Genomic DNA, 18,489 nt, shown 5'->3' on the forward strand with positions numbered 1-18,489 from the left:
GATCGGATTTGAGGTCACCGGAACTTACTGGTTCGACCTCTTTTTTCTGCGATCGTACTTCCTTTAACAAATTCAGTGAACTCTGAAGACTGCAGTACGTCTTTAATCTTAACTAAGAAAACACTTTATTTTTAGTCTAGAGCTTTATTTTCTTCTGCTTGCAAAAAAGACCGCAAGCCCAAAGGCTTACGGTCTTTTTTGCAAATACAAGGCTGGCTGCGCGGCTTCCGGTTGCATCGGAATAACGCTGTCTCAGCCTGTCTCTTGCAGGTGCCCGTAGAGGCCAATGAACAATGAACGGGATATTCAAGTGCGACTTGGCAGCACTTCTTGTCTGAATGATATGCGTCATGTCCGATTGGCCTCCTTTCTGAATAAGATAGTTCCTTTATTGCGGGCTTCAGGAAATACTCATCAACCCTAACCTTCATTGTTGCCGAGCGGAATCCAGTACAGCGAAACGGTCGGGTTTTTGTCATTTCCGCTGTACTGATTAACCAAGATTTGCCATCTATATCCTTGCGGCACAGGCATCGTAATGCTGTTCGGACTATACCAATTGACCGTTGTCCAACTGGAGTTGTATGCGGTCGCCAAGCCTCCCGTTACTGACATTCCATATACAATCTTCCCTCCTATTATGGCCTGCAAAGTAACGTTGCAAGTCGAAATCGTCGAGGAAATATCCCCTCCCGGAGGGGTGATGGTCGCTATGGCATAGCCGTCTGTATGAGCCATATAGATAACGCTGTTGTCACTCGACAGAGACATAGGAACGCCGAATATATTGCTGCCGCCCCTCAAGCCGAGCAGGCCTGAAACGACGACGGACTGAAATGCCGCCGTATTGGTCGCCGACAGTGTTCCGTTTATAGACGTAGCACCGAGCAGGGCATTCCCGTTGCTTTGGATATCCCCCTCTACGTTCAAGGGGCCGTACAGATGCGCGGGACCCGTCATAGTCAAATTGCCGATCACGTCTATTTGGCCTTCCAAGCTGGCTCCCCCGCTGGCGGTAAACTTGCCTTGAGTTGACATTTCCCCTGTCGATTCCACTAATGCACCCGATACTGTACCGGCTGCCGTAACGGAATGAGGGGTTGAATCTTCATTCGAAATGACAACGGTGACGCTATCGTAAATATACTGCGTTTCGGCTCGGAGATCGGTTTGGCTGGCAGCCAGAATGAAGGTCGTCGTCTTCGCGAGTCCCGAAGACAGCTTGAAGGAATTATCCGTACCGGTATAAAGCGGACCCGAGCCCGCGGCCTCAAAGATTTGGAATTCGGCTCCGTTGCTTTCCCAGCTTAGCCGGATCGGCTGACCGTTCGTAAAAACGCCCGCCGGAGAGGCTCCTCCGTCAGCTGCGCTTGCCGTGAAGTTGCGCGCAAACAACAGAGCCGCGCCAACCGAAACCCCGAATGTCATCGACCGCAAAATGTAGGGCTGGCTCGAATCGTTTGTCGACATTTCGGTCAGGCCGAGACTTCCGATCCATCCCGGCTGCTGCGTCAATTGCTGTATCCCTACGGTCAGATTGACCGGACTGGTAAACAAATAGAACTCCGGCGATTTGCACATAAATTTAACTTGCACATAGCTGAGACGGGGATTAAGCCCTACCTGACTGCCCGGAACCTCATTCCCCACATGCGTCTGCCAATTGCTGCTGTCGGTGGAAGCGACGAATTGATCTGTCCGGCTGACAATGCCGGATGGAATATAAATATCTATTTCTTTGCAATAAACGCTCGCTGCGGCGGGAGATACCGTCACCGTAATCGTACCGTAAGAATTGTAGGTCGGCGTGCTCGCCGACAGCGGCGCCGGGTCGGTCATAATCGTATAGGTCAGCAATACCGGAGCGTCCGTGACTGCTCCATATTCATTTTCGTTCATGCTTCTCTTCCTCCTTTTTCAATTGAACGACCATCTGTCCTTCTCTCAAGGAGCGATCGCTGCCGTCTATAACCGCTCTCCCATCCGTATCTGTCACTGCAAGCCTCTGTATCGTTATCTCGTCCGCCGCCGCAAGCTCCATCCAGGTCCACGAATTCCCCCGTTCTACCGGAACCGGAATCTTGACGGCGCTGGCGGGCATTGACGGAGCCGATATAGGCTGAGGATTGGGCCCCACCGCCGTCAGCATCGGCCCTACCGGTAATCGGACGGACAACCGGTCTATAGCCGTATCGAAGAAACGCCTGTCCAATTTGACCGGCTGGGCGGGAAGAATGCCGGTAAAAGCGTGGACGGCCGACATCGGATCGACGAGCATGAGCAGGTCTGCGCTTGTCTTGCCGTCAAAACGAAGTGGGATATACTGCCCTTGCCCGATTGCAATCAAATACCCGTCCGCCTCGGCGGGCGGCTGCACGCAATAGAACGAATCAAACGATCCGTTCAAAAAGTAACCGACGAGTCCATCTTCGCGAAGAGCCGAATCCCCCAGTCTCACCTCGAACGGCTGGACGACGAAATCCGGTACCGGCGGATAGAACGTAGCCGCCCAGCTAGTATCGGCAAGAGGCTGATCAGCCAAAGAAAGCTGCATACCAGCGCGGACAAGGGCAAGCGGCTTGCCGGACAAGATGCTCAAACTTTCGTCCAAGCCGACCGAGGCCGGATCTACCGTCCAGAGCGTATTGTCGATCGCTTCCAGAAAATCTTCAAAAGCGGCTGCGCTCTGCGCAAGCAGCCCCTGCAGCATCGCGGCCAGCTGCGGAGAAGCCTCCGTCAGTTCGGCAAGCGACTGATAGCCGCCATCCGGAGCGAATGCCAAACTCAGAATCGGCGCACCATGCGCACCGATTTTTTGGCTGACCGCGCCGATCGCATCCCCATTCGCGCCATAAATAGCTACCGATCCGTTCAAATGGTTCGCAATCAGCCAGCCGGCAACCGGATTGGCGCCAGAATCCAGATCGGCCGGCCGGTCTGGATTGTTCGCATCGACCATGCGGAAATCAAGACGCGACGGCTGAAGCAGCCGAGGCGGCAATTGGAGAAAACGCTGCGGATTGGCCTGCACGACCGGAGTGTTCGGCTTCAGACCTTCTGCCGCAACAGGCGCGAACAGCGACGAGCTCGTCAGGCCGGAATCGCCCACAACTTCCAGCACCTGACCGAAAGCGTCGTACAACGCTAAATAAGAAAAACAGAACTGTCCTTGCCGGACGGCCTGAAACGGTGTCGTGCCGCCTGTATTCAGAATAAGCGGCAGACGGTCGAATTGATTGCCGGTCAGCTCGGCGAGCGTGTGTGTCGTGCCGTCGTCGAACGTAAAGGCGACACCCGCAGCCGGCGCTTGATTCGTTCGCGAATCGCGCAGCGACAGCTGATCCCCGAAGCCGCTAAGGCGCTGGGAGATGAAATCCCACCGGTCCGTTTCCCCGATCAAGTCGGCAAGCTGCCCAAGCGCCGCATCGGCGGGATCGCCGCCCGCGGCGGCCGCTTGCATTAGCCGGTTCCTGAACAAGAACGCTGTTTGAGGCGTAAGCAGACAATCCCCGCCTATCGCCTGTGGAGTCAGCGTCTGGCTTCCTCCTGTATAAGCGTAATCCGTCCCTTGAAAGGTCCAGTTGCTGCCGCCGGAAGGAAGCGGATACCACTCTGCGACCCATTTCAGCATGAACGGATTCCATGGCTGCGACCATTGTTCCGGCAGCAGCGCCGGAAGCACCCCTTCAAAATCGGATGGGTTGTGCTCGGCCAGCCTTTCTCTTGTAAACGCCGGATAGGGGACGGAAATGGATGCCGCATTGTCGGGATCGCACAAAAGCCACTCGGTAAACAAGGCCCCTGCCGCTGCCGACACCGCCGCGGCAAAATCAGCCGAACTATAAGCGCCTTGCAGCATCTCTGCCAAATTTCCAGCCGAAGCCGGAAAAGCCGGCAATCCGGCAATGGACGAAGCCGGAATAACGGTCCCGCCATTCTGAAGCCCGGCAATCGTTTGTGCGGTCATTCGGCACGGGAGCTGGCTGCCGGCCTGCGGAATCTCGGCCGTATTGCCGGCTCCCGAAATCAGAACGACGGGATCTTGCGCTTGCCAAAATCTCGGCTCTGCCGCAGCTTTAAGCCCCCGGTTTTGCGCCAGCAGGCCCTCCGCTCTCAATTGCTGCTCAAAAACGGCGATACCGGCCTGAAACGCGTCTTCAGGCGTAGTGGCCGCATCCGCATATACTGGCTGAGGCACCTTCGGAGCAAGTGTGCCGCTAAGAAGATTCGCCAAATCCAGCACTTTTTTCGGCGCGCTGTATATATTGGCCGGCCCGGGCAGCTGATCCGGATTGTACGAAGGATCGTTTTCCGCTGCGAGCGCCATCGCAAATTGGGCCTGAGTAACGCCGGAAGGCTGCGCAAAGCCGGGATAAGTAGCAAAACGCCCCTCCTTCCACCATGTCGCGTACAGCTCCCACTGTGCATCGTGCAATTGAAGACGAGCCGCGTCGAAGGCCGCTTGATCCGCATTCAGCCCGGTCAGCCAGCTCTCGTCGTTCACGCCTTCGCCCGTTCCGGAATCCCCCGCGTCAATATCAACGATTGTCCAGCGGTAACCCCCGGCTTTTGAGCCGAACCACTCCTGCCGAATCCGGTAATCAAGCCCGGTCCAATCGCCGCTGTCGGCCAAGTGCAGCAAGTTATACTGGAACGCTTCAAGCAGTGCGGCTGCATTCGGCTGCTCCGCTACTATTTGCGCCGCCTCCTCATTGCCCCCTGCGGACAGCGACTGAAGCTGCTGCCCGATCATAGCGGCAAAAGCGTCGTTGGACGTATTTCCCACCGCAACGCTGATCGACCCGCCTGCGGCCGTAAAGCGGTCTTTTACCGTCTGCATCGTGCCTTGAGGCTGCCAATCCACCCCGTATACCATGCCATGGCAGACCGTTCCCGCCGGAAGCGGATCGCCCTCGGCTCTATCAAGCGACCAGCCATAGCCGGACAACAGCGCCGACAGAAGCTGCTCCGCTTCATCCCCCGTTTGCCCGTTCAAACAAGAAGCGACCGGGTCCGAGGCTGAATTGGAATACCATCCCGCTACCAGGTAGCTGAGAATACTGTCAGGCTCCGTGACGTCTGCAAGCGCATCGTAAAACGAAAAAACTTCGCGGCAATGGCTTTGATAAGCGCTAAACAGATGGTTGCCCGGAGCAACGGCTGTTACGAACAATTGCTCAATTCCCTGCTCCTTCCAGTCCGTAAGCGGAAAGGACCTTCCAAGCATGCCCGTTATAAAAGGTCCCGCACCGCTCAAAGCGCTGCCTGCCTGCTGACGCAGCGGATCGGCGCTACCCTCCCATGCGGATACAATGTCGGGATCGAACAGCCAGACACTGGAATCGGCCGTTCCGGGGGCGTCGCTTTCCACAACGAAAGCGAGTGCCGTTCTTGCGTCCAGCGGGCCGCTTAGCCGTACGATAAGCCAGCGGTTCGGAGTTACCGGATACTCCACCTGTTGCGAATCGGGCTGCTGGCGCCCGTGCGTCCAAGCGTCCGGCAGCTTCCAATGCAAATAAACACCGGTGTTGGAGCTTCCGAATCCGCCCGTCACGTCGGTTGGTCCCGGCTCCGCGCTGTCAAATTGAGCAATATTGCCGTATGTCTCCTCCCATCGGCGGAACGGCTGATTTTGCAGCACATATGCGTTCGCCGATAAGGCGCTTACTTCCATTGGCACAAGCACAATCGGATCGGCCATTAATCGTTCCCTCCTCGGTTACGCCCTGTCTCCCGTTCCTGCTTGCCGTTTTCCGACAAGGCGGAAGCCGAGCTGTCAGGCACAAATATTTGCCGCTCCGGCGCCTTAACCAGCTGCAGCGCCAGATCGGACGGGCTTATAGCAAGCGCCCCTTCCGCCAGCTTCTGAGATAACAGCCCGGCGACGGACTGGACAAGTCCGTTCGGATCGTCCGGATTCAAATTCAAATACTCCCCGTTCCGCAAATAATTCCCGGACAGCGGCAAATGGATGCCAAGTTCGCTGCCGAACGGATATTGCGCGTTAGCAGTTGAAAGGCTGCGCAAATCAAGGGAACCGCTATCGTCTATACCGAAGCGTAAGCTTTCCTGAGGCTCGCTGAACGCCAGACTGGACGGCACCCCCCAGAACAATGCGAGCATGATGCCGGAAGAAAGCCGGGAGAGACGAAGAAGCTTTAACGCATTGCCCTGGGCATCGAATGCGCGCACCGGCATTCCGGGCCAACCCGACACTAGGGCAGATCGGAGTAAAAAGCCCGCTACACGCGTTTCCCCGTCTGGACCGGGATCGGCTCCGTCCCCCTGAAGCCCGTTCACGTAGCTTTCCAGATTGCTCTTAACAGCCGCTACGATTGCTTCTTTGTCAAGCTGATAAGCGAGCGTATCAAGGCGGGATTGCATCGCAACGGACATCATCCCGTCAAGCATCGCATCCATCCAATTCATATCCATGTAAAAGAAGCGAATGGATTCCGGCGGCAGCATCGATTCTATAGGAACCAAATGACCGAACGGCACATTCTCCAGCAGCATTTTGCGGGCAATCCAAGCCGCTGCCGCTTGCAGCGGCTCCGATGCGCCGTCACGCACCATTTGACGAATATCCTCCTGCTGCATGAACCGGCGCAGTGAAGCCGTCCGGTCCGAAGACGGAGATTCCCCCCGCTTGCGGACAGCGCCGGATGACGCTGTAACGGATGCTTGCTCAGATTCCGCGGATTCCGCAGAATGCTTCCTTCCTATCAACCGTCCGAGATCTTTTGCAAGCGTGTCCAGCCATGAATGCTTGACAGCTCCGGGATGCGCAAGCTTTTGCAAATCGCCGGCTTCCGTCAGCCCGTGAGCCTCCGCATGCGCATACAGCTTTTGCGTAAGTCCCGTGCTCTGCTGCCGGTACTGGAGGAGCGTGCGTCCGAAGCTTTCGTCGGCAAGCGCCATAAATCGGCCGATCTCCCAAGCGGAAGCAAGCGAGCAATCGAACAGGCCGTTGCCTGCATCATAGATCAAAGCGGCGTCCGACGACAGAAACGGTGTGCTTTTGGCAAGCGTTGCCGGCACCGCCGGAGCGAGTGGCCCCCGATACCATGCAAAAGTATCCTCGCCGGTGCGGGTATGGTACGGCAGCGCCACGTAGCCGTTCATCAGCCGGTTTGCCGTTTCGGTATGGGCGGCATCGCCGGCCGTCACTTGACCGGCTTGCGGATGGCGCAGCCAGAGCAGATCCGGATTGTACTCTCCGCCGGACATGCCGCCTTGCGCAATTCCCGCCGCAAGCCCTCCAAAGTTTTCGCCGTCTGACGACAGACAGCGGAACGACCAGGAAGTCAGCGATAACAGCGCCACGGTCGGCTGTGCAATAGAGGCATCCGCCGCCATCATGCTTTCCATCCCCTCGAACGATACGAGATGAACGGTATAATTCCCGCCGTCCTGATCGGACGCCACGAGCCGGTTCGCAACGACGACGCCATACCAGCCGTCGTCCCCTGCTGAAGCCTTATCCCCGGCGTTGATCTCCCTCACATGCGCCAAGTAGGGAAGCTCGGCAGCGTAAGGCGTCATCGCCTGAAATTGCTCTTTGCTCATCTGGATATACCTGCAAGGAAGACTGTCGGGCACAGCCGGATCTTTTACAAGACCCGGAGGTATCAGAATATCTCCGCTTCCCTGCAAGGCCATAAAATCGCCTGCAGTCGTCCGGATGGCGCAGGTCGCGGCATCCGTCGCGTCGGGATCGCCCGGAAGCAATTCCCCCTCTTTGAAAACTAACAAGCCGAGCCACGGCGTTCCGGCCGCGCTCATTCTCCTCTCCCACGGAAGAATAGGCTCGTTCAGCACAATATGCGGCAATTCGCCACCGAAATCACCCGATGCGGTCGCGGGCGGCACGACGCTGTGGATTTCCGAAGCGTCAAGCGCAAATTGCGGACCAGACACCGTGAACGACTGCACAGCCGTTAACTGCTGCTGCTCCGCCGCCGACAATCCCAGCCCTTCGATTTGGTGGCTTACCGTTACCGTATATGTGCCGGCTTCCAGCCCCGGTATCTTATTGTCGTAAAATCGAATATCTCCAATCGGCAAACTGTCAGCCATCTCGCCTGCTCCTTCCTGCGGCGGCAACCTGCAGCGGAGAGTCGCAGTACAAGCTGTCCGCCTGCGAAGCGAGCCCTGCAAGCGAACCGTTGTTGCCCGTATAAATCTGCAATCCGCTTAACACTTCATAAATGCTGTTCCTATTTTGCATCGCAGTTCCCATAATGGCTGCTATTGAATCCGGCGTATCTTCGGCGAATACCGGAACATAGAGCGGCTCCGCCTGGGCAGACAAAGCAAGCGGCATTTCACCCTGCGGCGATAAATCCTCAAAAGCGAGCAGTTCGCCGGATAGCGCCGAGCGGGAAGATCCGAGCTCCGTCTGCGGAGGAGAAACCGCTAATCCGGAAGGCACATTCGCCACCGTATCGGCGCTGGGCACCTGCGGGTTAAGCACAAACTGTCCGGCCGCATCTTTAAGCGGCTCTCCCCATAGCGCGGACGGCAAGTTCGAGCCGTATGGCGCAAACGTCCAGCCTGACAAGTCGATCTCGCTGCCGCCCTGTTCAATGACAATCTGATGCAAAGCCGACACGTCTGTCGTATTCATCGGCCGGACCTGAACGGAATATCCGTTCGGATAGGCAGGATCCGGAATAGCGGCAAGGCTCGAACCGGCCGCATAATGGCTTGCCGGAAACGCGGTTTGCGTGGTAAAGCTAAAGGTTCCGGCCCGTACAAGCCAGCCAAGGTCCGTATCATCCGGCTTCGAGCCGCTTCCGTTCGTTCCGGCAGCCGGGCTCTGTGCCAGCCCTCCCGCCGCTTTTATGGTCACAACGCTGTCGAGCGCCGGAAGAAGCGGCTTGAACTGCTCCCAAGCAAGCGGGTCGTTCTGAGCGGCATTGGCATCCGCTCCGAAATCGATCGTAAAGGAGATAATCCACCAGTGAACGCGGGCTTTCCCCCCTGTCGGCGGCCCCCACAGCTCCAGTGACGCTCCAAGCTCCGCAGAGATCGTTTTGCTCGTAAACAACAGATTGATCCGGTAAGACGCTCCTATGCTTACGCCAATATCCGCTTGAAAGCTGAATGGATTGAATGTAATCAGCATATCGGCATTAGCCGTGAACCATGCCTTCAGATTGCCGTCATGATACAGCGCTTTGAGCGCTCCCCCCGTCATAATCGCCCCCGGCGTTATGGCAAAATAAGCATCCCCCTCGATTTGAAACTGATCGCTGAGCGCCCAATTGATACCGAGCCGAGGGACTGACGGGTAATAGGATGGCGGCTGAAACGCCGGATGATAGCCTCCTAATGTCGCTACAAATTGTCCGGCGTTCGGTCCGTCATACCATAAGTAAAAGGCAAAGCCCCCTGTCAAATGACAGCTCGGATCCAGCACGAACGAATCCGGGGTCAGCAAGGCAGTAAGACCGAAAAATCCGCTCGACGGCTTCCATATCGCTTGCAGCTCAAGTTCCGCCTGAGCGTACACCGTATCGCCGGATTTTGGAAGACGCAGCATGGATGTTCCGAGCAGCGCAAATTCCAGATCACTACCGAATTTCCCCAGCAAAAGCGCTTGGCTCTGGATAAGCCCAAAGGATTGAAAAGAGACGCCGGCGGCGAGCCAGGAGTCGCCCTTACTTGGCACGACCCAAGCTTGCCGTTTGCCCGGCGCGTAATCCGCCGTTCCGTCAAGCTCAGCCAACAGCCCAAGGAGCGGCGGCGGCGTCCCTCCCCCTGCCAAAGCCATCAAAGGAAAATCCGCCACCTGCTCCGGCGCAGGCATCGCCATGGAGCTGTTATATCCAAAACCGGCAGACAAGCCCGTCACAAACAGCGCCGGCGGTCCGCCAAGCGACGCGCTGGCCGTGGCAAATATAAACATGGAAGGCTGTCCGTCCGTCAACTCAGCATAGGAGCCGATCCCCTCTATAGAGAAACGTTCCGTTTCTATTACGACGCCGCCTTCATAGGAAAAAGCGGTGCCGTCCGGTGCAGGCGATACCTCAGAAAAGGCACCGCCGATCTCCAGCGGTCCTTCCTTCACATCAAATCCGAGCCCGAGAAGCGAGAATTGCGGCTCGAACGCCGATAACGGAGAACCAAAGCCCATTCCGCTTAGCGTAATGGTCAGCCCGAACGCCGACAGCGAACCGTCAAGCAAAAACCAGAGCAGGCCATTCTGATAGCTGACTCCGATCCGGTTCAAAGCAACCGGACCGAACGAACGCTGGATGCTTAACCATTGCGCGGATGCCGATGCCGTTGAATCGGATACGCTGCCCACTGCGCCATAACTTTTCGTCGCGGGCGTGCGGGCGGCGGAGGTTGATCCCATGGCCAGCATGAACGTCTGTGTTTGCCCGCCCCATTGCAGTTCGGTTCCGACAGTCATGCCGGAGCCAAAGCCGGCGGACGGCAGCGGAAAAACTCCTTGCGGGAGCAGTGCGTTCACCGCTCCGGCTTCTACGGCGTCGAACGGCTGGGACGCATATAGAAACTGAAGATCGTTCACCTTGAACGCATCCGTTCCGCTCATATCGCTGCCGATAAGCGGCAAATCGCTCAAGCTGAAGGAGGCAGACAAATCAAGGCCCAGCGCATATTTTGATCCGCCAGCATCCTTGTAGTAGATGAACTTCACGTCCTTCAGTTCCACTTCCAAATCTTGCGGAACGACAGAAGCCGCTTCAGGCGAAAGAGCGTAAACAAGCCCATAAACAGAAATGGATGAAGGCGAATTGCCGCCGGCGCTGAAGGTAGCGGCGAAAATGTCCGACTGCATATTGTCGGTATCAAAAATCAAAGCGAACGTTAGCGAGCCGATCGTTATCGTTCCGCCGAATGTCGAATGATAGCCGTTCCCGGTCGCATCCGGCTCCATGTCGATCGTGACGGCGACAGATACCGGAGCGGTATCGATTGTAAAGGTTCCCTCGCAGCTGAACGAGAAACTGCCCTGCGCAGCTCCGGCCGTCTTCGCATAAGTAAACGCAACATTTTGCAGCTCAAGACCCGATACCGGGTTCGGGAATGTAAGTCCATACCGATTTCCGAAATCTTCTATGAGTGTCCCGATAGGGATTGGCGTATCCGTCCCCGTCTGCCCTTGAATTTCCCAGCCGTTCCCGGCACTCAGCGACAGAACCGCGTCTACCCCGGCGATCGTCATCGATCCCGTCATACTGAATGTAGCAGCCGGCTCCGCCTGGCTGCTGTAGTCCAGTTCAAATATCAGGTCGCTCAGAACGAAAGCCTGCTGCCCGCTGCCGGTCGGTATTTCTTCCAAAGAAGCGCCCACATAAAACGTGCCGTCCGTTGATCCTCCCATATGGAACTCGGTCAGCATGACGCTCGGAGCTCCCGGGGGCAGTCCGAACTTCTCCGCGATCGCGGTCAAATTCAGCTGTTCCCCCTGCGCCAGATCGACGCTGACCGACAGAACCTGCGACACGATCGTAGGCACCAGATCGGCGGCAACATCCAGCTCTACGCCACCGATATCCAGTCCTCCGGTCATGCGGTATGCGGCCGACCGGCTGCCGAACGGATCGTTGACTGTGACCGACACCGCAATATTTTCGACTTCAATATAGTCCGCGATAATTTCAAGAGAAGTATCTGTAAAGGCCGATATCGTCACTTTCGCGTACTCCAGCTTTTTTGACCCGAGACCGACTCCTAAATACAAACCGCTTATGCAAATGCTGTTCATAGCATTTTTGAACGGGTCCGGCAAATAGGAAGTAAGGCTTGTCCCGCCAAAATAATCGGCAAGCTCCGCTTGTCCGGGAAGCGCCAGTTGTCCGGTCAGTCCGACTTCTACCGTTCCCCCCGATTCGGATGGCAGCACGGCGCTCAGCGTCTGCTGCTTCCCTCCCCAGCTTAACTGGGCGGAGAAACTCAAACCGGGCGTTGCGTCCTGATCGGCGGGATCGAACGATAGCGAGGCGGCAAGCGGTATTTGCAAATCGTTGAAAATACCCGGGAAGCCGTTCGTGGAGGTGGATATTTCTAAACCTATATCCAGACTAGTGCCAAGCCCCGCCGCCGGCACAATGGCGCCAAAGCCGACGGGAGCCGAACCGACTATCCACGAAGCTGGAGCGAACAGCCCCTGCGTCTCATCGAACACCGCAAAGAAGGACACGCCCGCAGACAAGCTGCGATTCAGGCTTGGTTCCACAACCGTGCCCGAAGCAAGCAGCAGACGGGGCAATCGGGACGCATCGTCCGTTTTGACCGCAAGCCCCTCCCAAAATGTTCCTTGCAAGCCCGGAAAGGAATTAGCCAAATTCCAATTCGTTGAAGCGAAAGCGGATACAACAAAAACGGGGCTTGTATCCGCGTTATAAATGGCGCATTGAATAGACGAAAACTGTTGGGCTGGAAACAGGATCAGCGGTGTCGTCCCCGTAAGCTTCAAGCCGGACGCAGCAAAGGTAATCGTTCCCGCTTGTTCGGACGGAGACTGTGCGACACCGCTGAACTGCCATGCTCCGCTTCCGGACGATTGTGCCAAAGGAGCCGTCCATGCGCCCAGCGCCGTCATATTCACATTCAATTGCTGCGTTCCGGCGTCGTACATGCCGAGCAAAATATCGAGCAAGCTCATTGGAAATCGGCTCCTTCCGCCGTCATGTCATAGTTCGGGTCCGCCGCGTACTTCAGCTCCATGCAGATCGGGAAATGGTCACTGATGGCGTAATAATATGCATATTGCGCCTCCCGCAATGTGGTGGGCCTTACGTTCAGCTTCGGAATCTGCTGCAAATTAAGGCTTGACGATTTGCCGGCATGACGGTTGTACCAATTGTTGTAAATAGCCGCCGTCAGCGAGCTCAAATCCCGCTGATACGTGCTTGGCGTCGTAGAACGTGTCTCGTTGACCGGATTGCCGTCCGTATCCATCGTTCCGGTCCATACTTCCTTAGGAGTGGTCAGATCCACCAAATTGCACACATAAGGATCGGAAGGGTCCGTCTGAGCGGAACGGACAAAAAATTTATCATACGGACTGGACAATATGGACTGCATCACCGTGGTGTCGGCGATCGCATCCGGGGCCACCAGCGTCGAGGTCATACTCGTCAGATTGTCCTGCAGCCGGAAACTATAGTTTTGTACCGTCGTCAGCGCCGGTTGAGTGGTCGATTGGGAAGCGAAATCAGGTCCGGACAAACGCTGGAAAGGCGCGGCAAAAATATACTGGCCGCTGTCGTTCAGAACGTAACGAAGCCTTCCCAAGTCCCAATTATAGTATTGCAGCGCCCAAGTTCTTTTCGCCCATGCCTCGGTGACGTTGAAATCGCCCATTACGACGCCTACATCCGCCTGGATAACCGGATCGATTAAACTAATCTGATTGCTGGCCGTGATCGGCGACGAATCGCTCGGACCGGGCGCATGGAAAAGAACAAAGGTAATGACCGTGTTTGTATCCGCCGTCGTTACCCGCAAGATGAACGGCGGCCGCGACCTCGGATACGGAAAGGTTTCCGGAGAATAAGCTGTGAGAATGGCCGACAAATCCTGCTTTTGCTGAGCGCTCAAATTAAGCGTCGGATTTTTTTTCGTGCAATCCAAATTTTGCGGATCGGCTACCAGCTTGCTATAAGCGCTATAAGGCACCATGAATGAATCGTTCATCCAACCGTTTTTAGCCAGGCTTTTGGTCACCTGGAACTTCTCGTCTTCATCGGTAATATTGTTGGTTGCGAAAAACGTATCGAACGCGTTCTCGCCGAGCACGTTCCACAGCTTCCACTCCACAAGACTGAACAAGCCCGACTTCCACACGAATACATACTGCTCGTTCGGCGCGCTGGGCGTCATCTCGCTCGCCTGCCCGTTCCACATGACGCTGGTCCCCTGTTGCTGCTCCTGCTGGTTCAATTCATTGACAATGGCGGTGCACACTTCATTGCCGATCCAGCCGACGATTTCCATGATGCCTGCGACATCGGTCTCCATAAGCCGGATGACACGCGCGACATATTTGATAAAAAAATCATCATTCATTTTATCCGCATTAAACTTCTCGATGTTCCATGACAACAGCTTCAATGAATGCGACACACCCGGTCTCCCCGCTCTCCGTAAGGCTGGCCCAAATAATTTCAAAGACCGCAAATCGATCCTATATAATTTATCGGAAATGGAGTACCATTTTTTAACGAAAATAAATGAATTTTGTATGAAAATAGCAATAATTGTCGCTTATTCTATTTTCTTTGTACTATTAATAACTCTTGAACCGAACGAACTTTTAGTTGGGCGAAAAGAAAAAAAAGAGACTGCCAAAAAAAGCAGTCTCAGACTATCGAGAAAATTCTTCTCATCCTATACCAGTTCCTGCGCCGTGAACACGCCGGCAGGAGCTCCTGCCGTGCCCCGCGGCTCTTACAAATAAACCGGACGCACGCAGACCGGCTTCGACACCGCGGCCGATTGCCCGGTATACTGCAGCCTGCCGCTGGAGCGGTCCACACGGAACGTCGCGATGTTGTCCGTGTCGCGGTTTGCCGCGATCAGGAACGCGCCGCCCGGCGTTAAGGCGAAGTTGCGCGGATGCTTGCCTTCCGCGGACACATGTTCCACAAGCGTGAGCTTCCCGCTTGCCCCGTCCACCGCGAACACCACGATGCTGTTGTGACCGCGGTTGGAGCCGTATACGAATGCGCCGTCTTCGGAAACCAGAATCTCGGCGCAGATGTTCTCGCCCGTGAACCCTTCGGGCAGCGTCGTTACCGTTTCGATCGGCTCAAGCACACCCGTCTCTTCGTCATAGCGAAGCGACGTTACGGTGGAGTCGATCTCGTTGATAACGAACGCCAGCCTGCCGCCCGGGTGAAACGCCATATGGCGCGGACCCGCACCCGGCGGCACAGCGGTTTCCCCGTGCGGCTTCAGCACGTTGTTCTCCGTGTCCAGGGCATAGGATACGATCCGGTCCAGCCCCAGATCCGGCACGAACACGAACCGGTTGTCCCGGCTGAAGAAAGCCGAGTGCGGATGAGGCTGTTCCTGGCGCTCCGGGTTGGGCCCGTGGCCTTCATGCTGCTTCACATCGAGCAACCTGCCGATCGTACCGTCCGCCCGCAGCTCGACGAGACCGACGAGACCACCGTGATAGCTCGCCACAACGAGGTAGCGTCCGCTCGCATCTCTCTGGATGTGGCAGGTCGGCGCGTTTACGGTGACGGCATGATTCATTTCCGTCAGACTTCCCTTCCCGGGATCGACGGTATACGAGTACGCGGAACCCGTCCGGGCCCCCTCACTCGTCGTTCCCTCCGAAATGGCGTAGAGCTTGCGTCCCTGCACGTCCACATTCAGGAACGTCGGATTTTTAAGGCCGGATACTTCATCCAGCTTCGTGAGCCCGCCCGTTTCCTCATTTAATTCCATCACATAGACACCCGGACCTTCCGGTTCCGCATAAGAACCGACAAAGACCAGCAAACGTTCTCCTTGACCGGACATTCACATTCCTCCTCATGATAAATGCTTGAACAACCCGTTATGTAAGTGCTGCGCTTTCTCCTCTAAATGTACACGCTTCCTGCCGCAAAAATCAAACTTGTTCTGCCAAAACGAAAAACACCCATACAGGGAAACACTTCCCCGATGGGTGTCCGGACGCTTCTCTGCCCCGCCCTCCCTTCCTATCGGGACAAAAGCGGTTTAAGACCGGCAATCATCCCTTCCATGGACCGGGAGCATTGCTCAAACATCCGTTTGGCTTCCGGATCGTTTGTGGACAGGCCGAACATCTCGATATCGGCCTCGCATTTCTTAAGCAGGGCGAGCAGAGCGGCTTTCTTCTGAGGCTGGGGAACCTGCAGCTTGTCGTCGAACAAATCGACATAGAGCTCTCCGTACGAGTCCACCTGTCCCAGAAAAACGTTGTCGATGGTCGCGTCCATCGTTTCCAGCTGCGTCTGAAGCCAGCCCCGGTTTAGTCCGATGGCGGCCAAAGGCTCGTCAAGCGCCTTGCCGTCCATAATAACGGCCTGCGGCTCTTCCGCCGGACCGACTTTGATGCCCAGATGCTTCGGGGTCAGAGGTTGATTTTCCTTTTTCAAAAGCACGTTGATTTCTCCGCTCGCTTCCATCACCGCAAATTCGACGTCGGCTGCCTGGAATACGTTTTTCCGGCGCAGGCTCTGAAGCAGATCGTCCGTAGTCAGCCGTTCTTTCTTCAGGTTCTCCTCCATAATCTTTCCTTTTTTGATCAGAATCGTCTCCCGGTTATCGATGAGATCCCGGGCGGCTTTGCTTTTCAACTGGAGAAAACCGATTCCGACGGCGGCCAAAATCCACACAAGCAGAGCTATAATTCCCAAATACCAGTCGGCGGTGCGGTTCAGCGTTATATAGACGGCCAGGACGGCTGCGGCGACTCCCGTCGTCACTTCAAAAAACGTCAACCGGCTGTTCTGCCTCTTCCCGAGCAGCTTCGCCGCGGCGAGTACAATCACGATGACCATCACGGTCCGCAAAGCAACCACGATCCAATCCGGCATGATCCGGTCCCTCCTTCTTTCGTCTTTCCTGAAATTCATCCGTGCGGTTCCTAAAAAAGTTGTCCTTTTCCGCATCCTTTTATTCTTTCGCGCCGTCATTTGCCCGCCGCTCTTTCCAGTCGTAAACGTGAATGAAACGGGTTAGGTGCGGTTAGATTACGTTTTGTTCTTTTAGCGACTCTCGACAAGGAGGTGTTGACCATGACCGTAGGCTCCCAAGTAAAAACTTGCCTCGCTTCCCTGAAAAGCGCCCAAGCGAGCCTGGAGGCGTTTGCCCTGAGCACGCAAAACCAGGAGGCGAAATCGCTGTTCGAAGATGCCGCCAAAACGACTCAGCAAGTCGTGACCCAAGTACAAGGACGCGTTGAGCAGCTGGAAAACGAAGAACCGCAATATCAAGGTTTCTGACCGCGTTAAAAAGCAGCTCTGCCGGCTCGCACGGCAGGGCTGGTTTGCATTCATACGTTCACCCGAAACGAGTTGGCAGGTGGCAGGACTTAGCTGCCCGGCGGACGTGTATTATGCCGGAAGGATGCAAACAATGAAACCAACTATCGTTGTGCGAAAAGGATGTGAACCTCTTGGCGATCCCTTATGCCGATTGCGATTTTTCACCGATGAAGCAGCATTTGAAAGACGACCTGGAGAAGCTGATTTCCCGGCTTCAGCGGAGCATCCAGACACTCGACGAGGAAAATCACTGCATGCTGGGCGAAATTGAAGGCATTAAAGAAAATTTCCTGAATATCGAGTCTCGGGCTTCCACTTTCTATTTGAATTGTTACCTCTCCCCTTTTACCGATAAATATACGGAGCTGTCCGTCAGTGTACAAAATTTGTCCAAGCGGCGTCACGGCGCCTTGATTGTCGTACAGCGCAACGACTCGCTCGACGGGCTGATCCAGCCGGGGGTGAATATCGGGGCCTCCGTTACACAGTCCTTGCTGGAATCTTTGTTTTATCCGGGAACACCGCTGCACGACGGCGCCGTCCTGATCAAGTTTAATGAGATCGTTTCCGCCAAAAACATTCTCCCCCTGTCCCATATCGTCCAGGCGGAGCCCAAGCTCGGCACGCGGCACCGGGCGGCCATCGGCATTACGGAGCTGAGCGACGCCATCGTCCTCGTCGTTTCGGAAGAAACGGGCCGTGTTTCTTTTGCCTCCAGAGGGTATTTGTATCCGGTCGTTCCCCGGTAAAAGGTGCTCCCGCGCAGCAAAAAAACCCAGCATCGTTCGATGCTGAGTTCGTGCCGGACGTAAAGCCGTATAAAGACGGACGACAGTCAACCACCCGTTTGAAATGAAGCCTTGCCCGGTTCGCCAGCCTCAGACGGCAAGCTTCCAGGCTTGCCGCCTTTGACCCGGCAGCGTGTATCGCTTTCGAACTGCGGATCACGGTTTAAGCCGCATTCCCCGGGCCGTGTAAAACCGCTGCTTTGTACAGGGCCGCGCCCTTATGAGCTGGACAGTTTACCTTCTCCGCAGATTCCGAAGCATCCGCTCAGCTTTCCGACTGCCGGGAGCCCGGGAACAGACCGTCTACCGCCAGATAGCGGCTGCCCGTCAGTACGAGAAGCAGCGAAAGAGCGAAAAGCGCAAGATCCAGCTCGAAGCCCGCGGATTGGCCGTTGCCGGTAAACCCGGCGGAAAATTTGACGCTGAACATCGCTCCGATCATCAGCACGCCGAACAATGCGGCGACGATCCGGGTTCCGAGGCCGAGAATGATCGCCGCTCCTCCTACCGTTTCGATAAAGGCCGTTACATACGCCAGAAAACCGGGAAGTCCGATGCTCTCAAACCAGCCGGCGATGTTGCCCAGCCCGCTTTGAAATTTATCCAGTCCGTGGACCAGAAAAGTTACCCCTAACACCAGTCTGACAATCAGCAGACCGATTTCCGTTTTTCCGTTCATCACTAACATCCTCCCA

General features: G+C 55.9%; 10 protein-coding genes. 2 read left to right on the plus strand and 8 right to left on the minus strand.

From position 1 onward, the window contains the following. Nucleotides 1–420 precede the first annotated feature (420 nt). From ABC395_RS15575 to ABC395_RS15605, 7 genes are all read right to left on the minus strand, one after another. Nucleotides 421–1,899, minus strand: coding sequence for a hypothetical protein (locus tag ABC395_RS15575; protein WP_413004477.1), 1,479 nt, complete (start codon nt 1,897–1,899; stop codon nt 421–423). Continuing rightward, a complete protein-coding gene (locus ABC395_RS15580) occupies nt 1,886–5,701 on the minus strand; it encodes a hypothetical protein (RefSeq protein ID WP_413004478.1) in 3,816 nt (1,271 codons plus the stop codon). Before ABC395_RS15580 ends, ABC395_RS15575 begins: the two co-directional genes overlap by 14 nt. Beyond that, a complete protein-coding gene (locus tag ABC395_RS15585; protein WP_413004480.1) occupies nt 5,701–8,079 on the minus strand; it encodes a hypothetical protein in 2,379 nt (792 codons plus the stop codon). The genes ABC395_RS15580 and ABC395_RS15585 overlap by 1 nt, the downstream gene beginning before the upstream one ends. Continuing rightward, the gene (locus tag ABC395_RS15590) at nt 8,072–12,643 is read right to left on the minus strand and encodes a DUF6603 domain-containing protein (RefSeq protein ID WP_413004481.1); all 4,572 of its coding nucleotides are present in this window, start codon (nt 12,641–12,643) and stop codon (nt 8,072–8,074) included. Before ABC395_RS15590 ends, ABC395_RS15585 begins: the two co-directional genes overlap by 8 nt. Then, nucleotides 12,640–14,106 carry an exonuclease/endonuclease/phosphatase family protein gene (locus ABC395_RS15595; RefSeq protein WP_413004483.1) on the minus strand — a complete coding sequence of 489 codons (1,467 nt, stop codon included), beginning with the start codon at nt 14,104–14,106 and terminating at the stop codon, nt 12,640–12,642. The genes ABC395_RS15590 and ABC395_RS15595 overlap by 4 nt, the downstream gene beginning before the upstream one ends. 324 nt (nt 14,107–14,430) lie before the next feature. Continuing rightward, complete coding sequence (locus tag ABC395_RS15600) at nt 14,431–15,513, minus strand: lactonase family protein (RefSeq protein WP_413004485.1); 1,083 nt, start codon at nt 15,511–15,513, stop codon at nt 14,431–14,433. Nucleotides 15,514–15,695: 182 nt separating this feature from the next. Beyond that, nucleotides 15,696–16,556, minus strand: a complete 861-nt coding sequence (locus ABC395_RS15605; RefSeq protein ID WP_413004487.1) for a DUF421 domain-containing protein — start codon at nt 16,554–16,556, stop codon at nt 15,696–15,698. 201 nt (nt 16,557–16,757) lie between these two features. Between ABC395_RS15605 and ABC395_RS15610 the strand changes: the two genes are divergently transcribed. After that, nucleotides 16,758–16,964 carry a DUF1657 domain-containing protein gene (locus ABC395_RS15610; protein WP_413004489.1) on the plus strand — a complete coding sequence of 69 codons (207 nt, stop codon included), beginning with the start codon at nt 16,758–16,760 and terminating at the stop codon, nt 16,962–16,964. Nucleotides 16,965–17,137: 173 nt separating this feature from the next. Beyond that, entirely contained in the window at nt 17,138–17,755 is a 618-nt protein-coding gene (cdaS, locus tag ABC395_RS15615) for a sporulation-specific diadenylate cyclase CdaS (protein WP_413004491.1), read from the plus strand. A 304-nt stretch (nt 17,756–18,059) separates the two neighbouring features. Here the strand turns inward: cdaS and ABC395_RS15620 are convergent, their stop codons facing one another. Then, the gene (locus tag ABC395_RS15620) at nt 18,060–18,473 is read right to left on the minus strand and encodes a DoxX family protein (protein WP_413004493.1); all 414 of its coding nucleotides are present in this window, start codon (nt 18,471–18,473) and stop codon (nt 18,060–18,062) included. Nucleotides 18,474–18,489 lie beyond the last annotated feature (16 nt).

Source organism: Paenibacillus canaveralius (assembly GCF_047238265.1).
GTDB lineage: Bacteria > Bacillota > Bacilli > Paenibacillales > NBRC-103111 > Paenibacillus_F.

Coding starts and splice junctions, on each gene's coding strand:
- ABC395_RS15600 (WP_413004485.1), bottom strand. CDS start 15,513: ATGTCCGGTCAAGGAGAACGTTTGCTGGTCTTTGTCGGTTCTTATGCG.
- ABC395_RS15580 (WP_413004478.1), bottom strand. CDS start 5,701: ATGGCCGATCCGATTGTGCTTGTGCCAATGGAAGTAAGCGCCTTATCG.
- ABC395_RS15590 (WP_413004481.1), bottom strand. CDS start 12,643: ATGAGCTTGCTCGATATTTTGCTCGGCATGTACGACGCCGGAACGCAG.
- ABC395_RS15620 (WP_413004493.1), bottom strand. CDS start 18,473: ATGAACGGAAAAACGGAAATCGGTCTGCTGATTGTCAGACTGGTGTTA.
- ABC395_RS15575 (WP_413004477.1), bottom strand. CDS start 1,899: ATGAACGAAAATGAATATGGAGCAGTCACGGACGCTCCGGTATTGCTG.
- ABC395_RS15585 (WP_413004480.1), bottom strand. CDS start 8,079: ATGGCTGACAGTTTGCCGATTGGAGATATTCGATTTTACGACAATAAG.
- ABC395_RS15610 (WP_413004489.1), top strand. CDS start 16,758: ATGACCGTAGGCTCCCAAGTAAAAACTTGCCTCGCTTCCCTGAAAAGC.
- ABC395_RS15605 (WP_413004487.1), bottom strand. CDS start 16,556: ATGCCGGATTGGATCGTGGTTGCTTTGCGGACCGTGATGGTCATCGTG.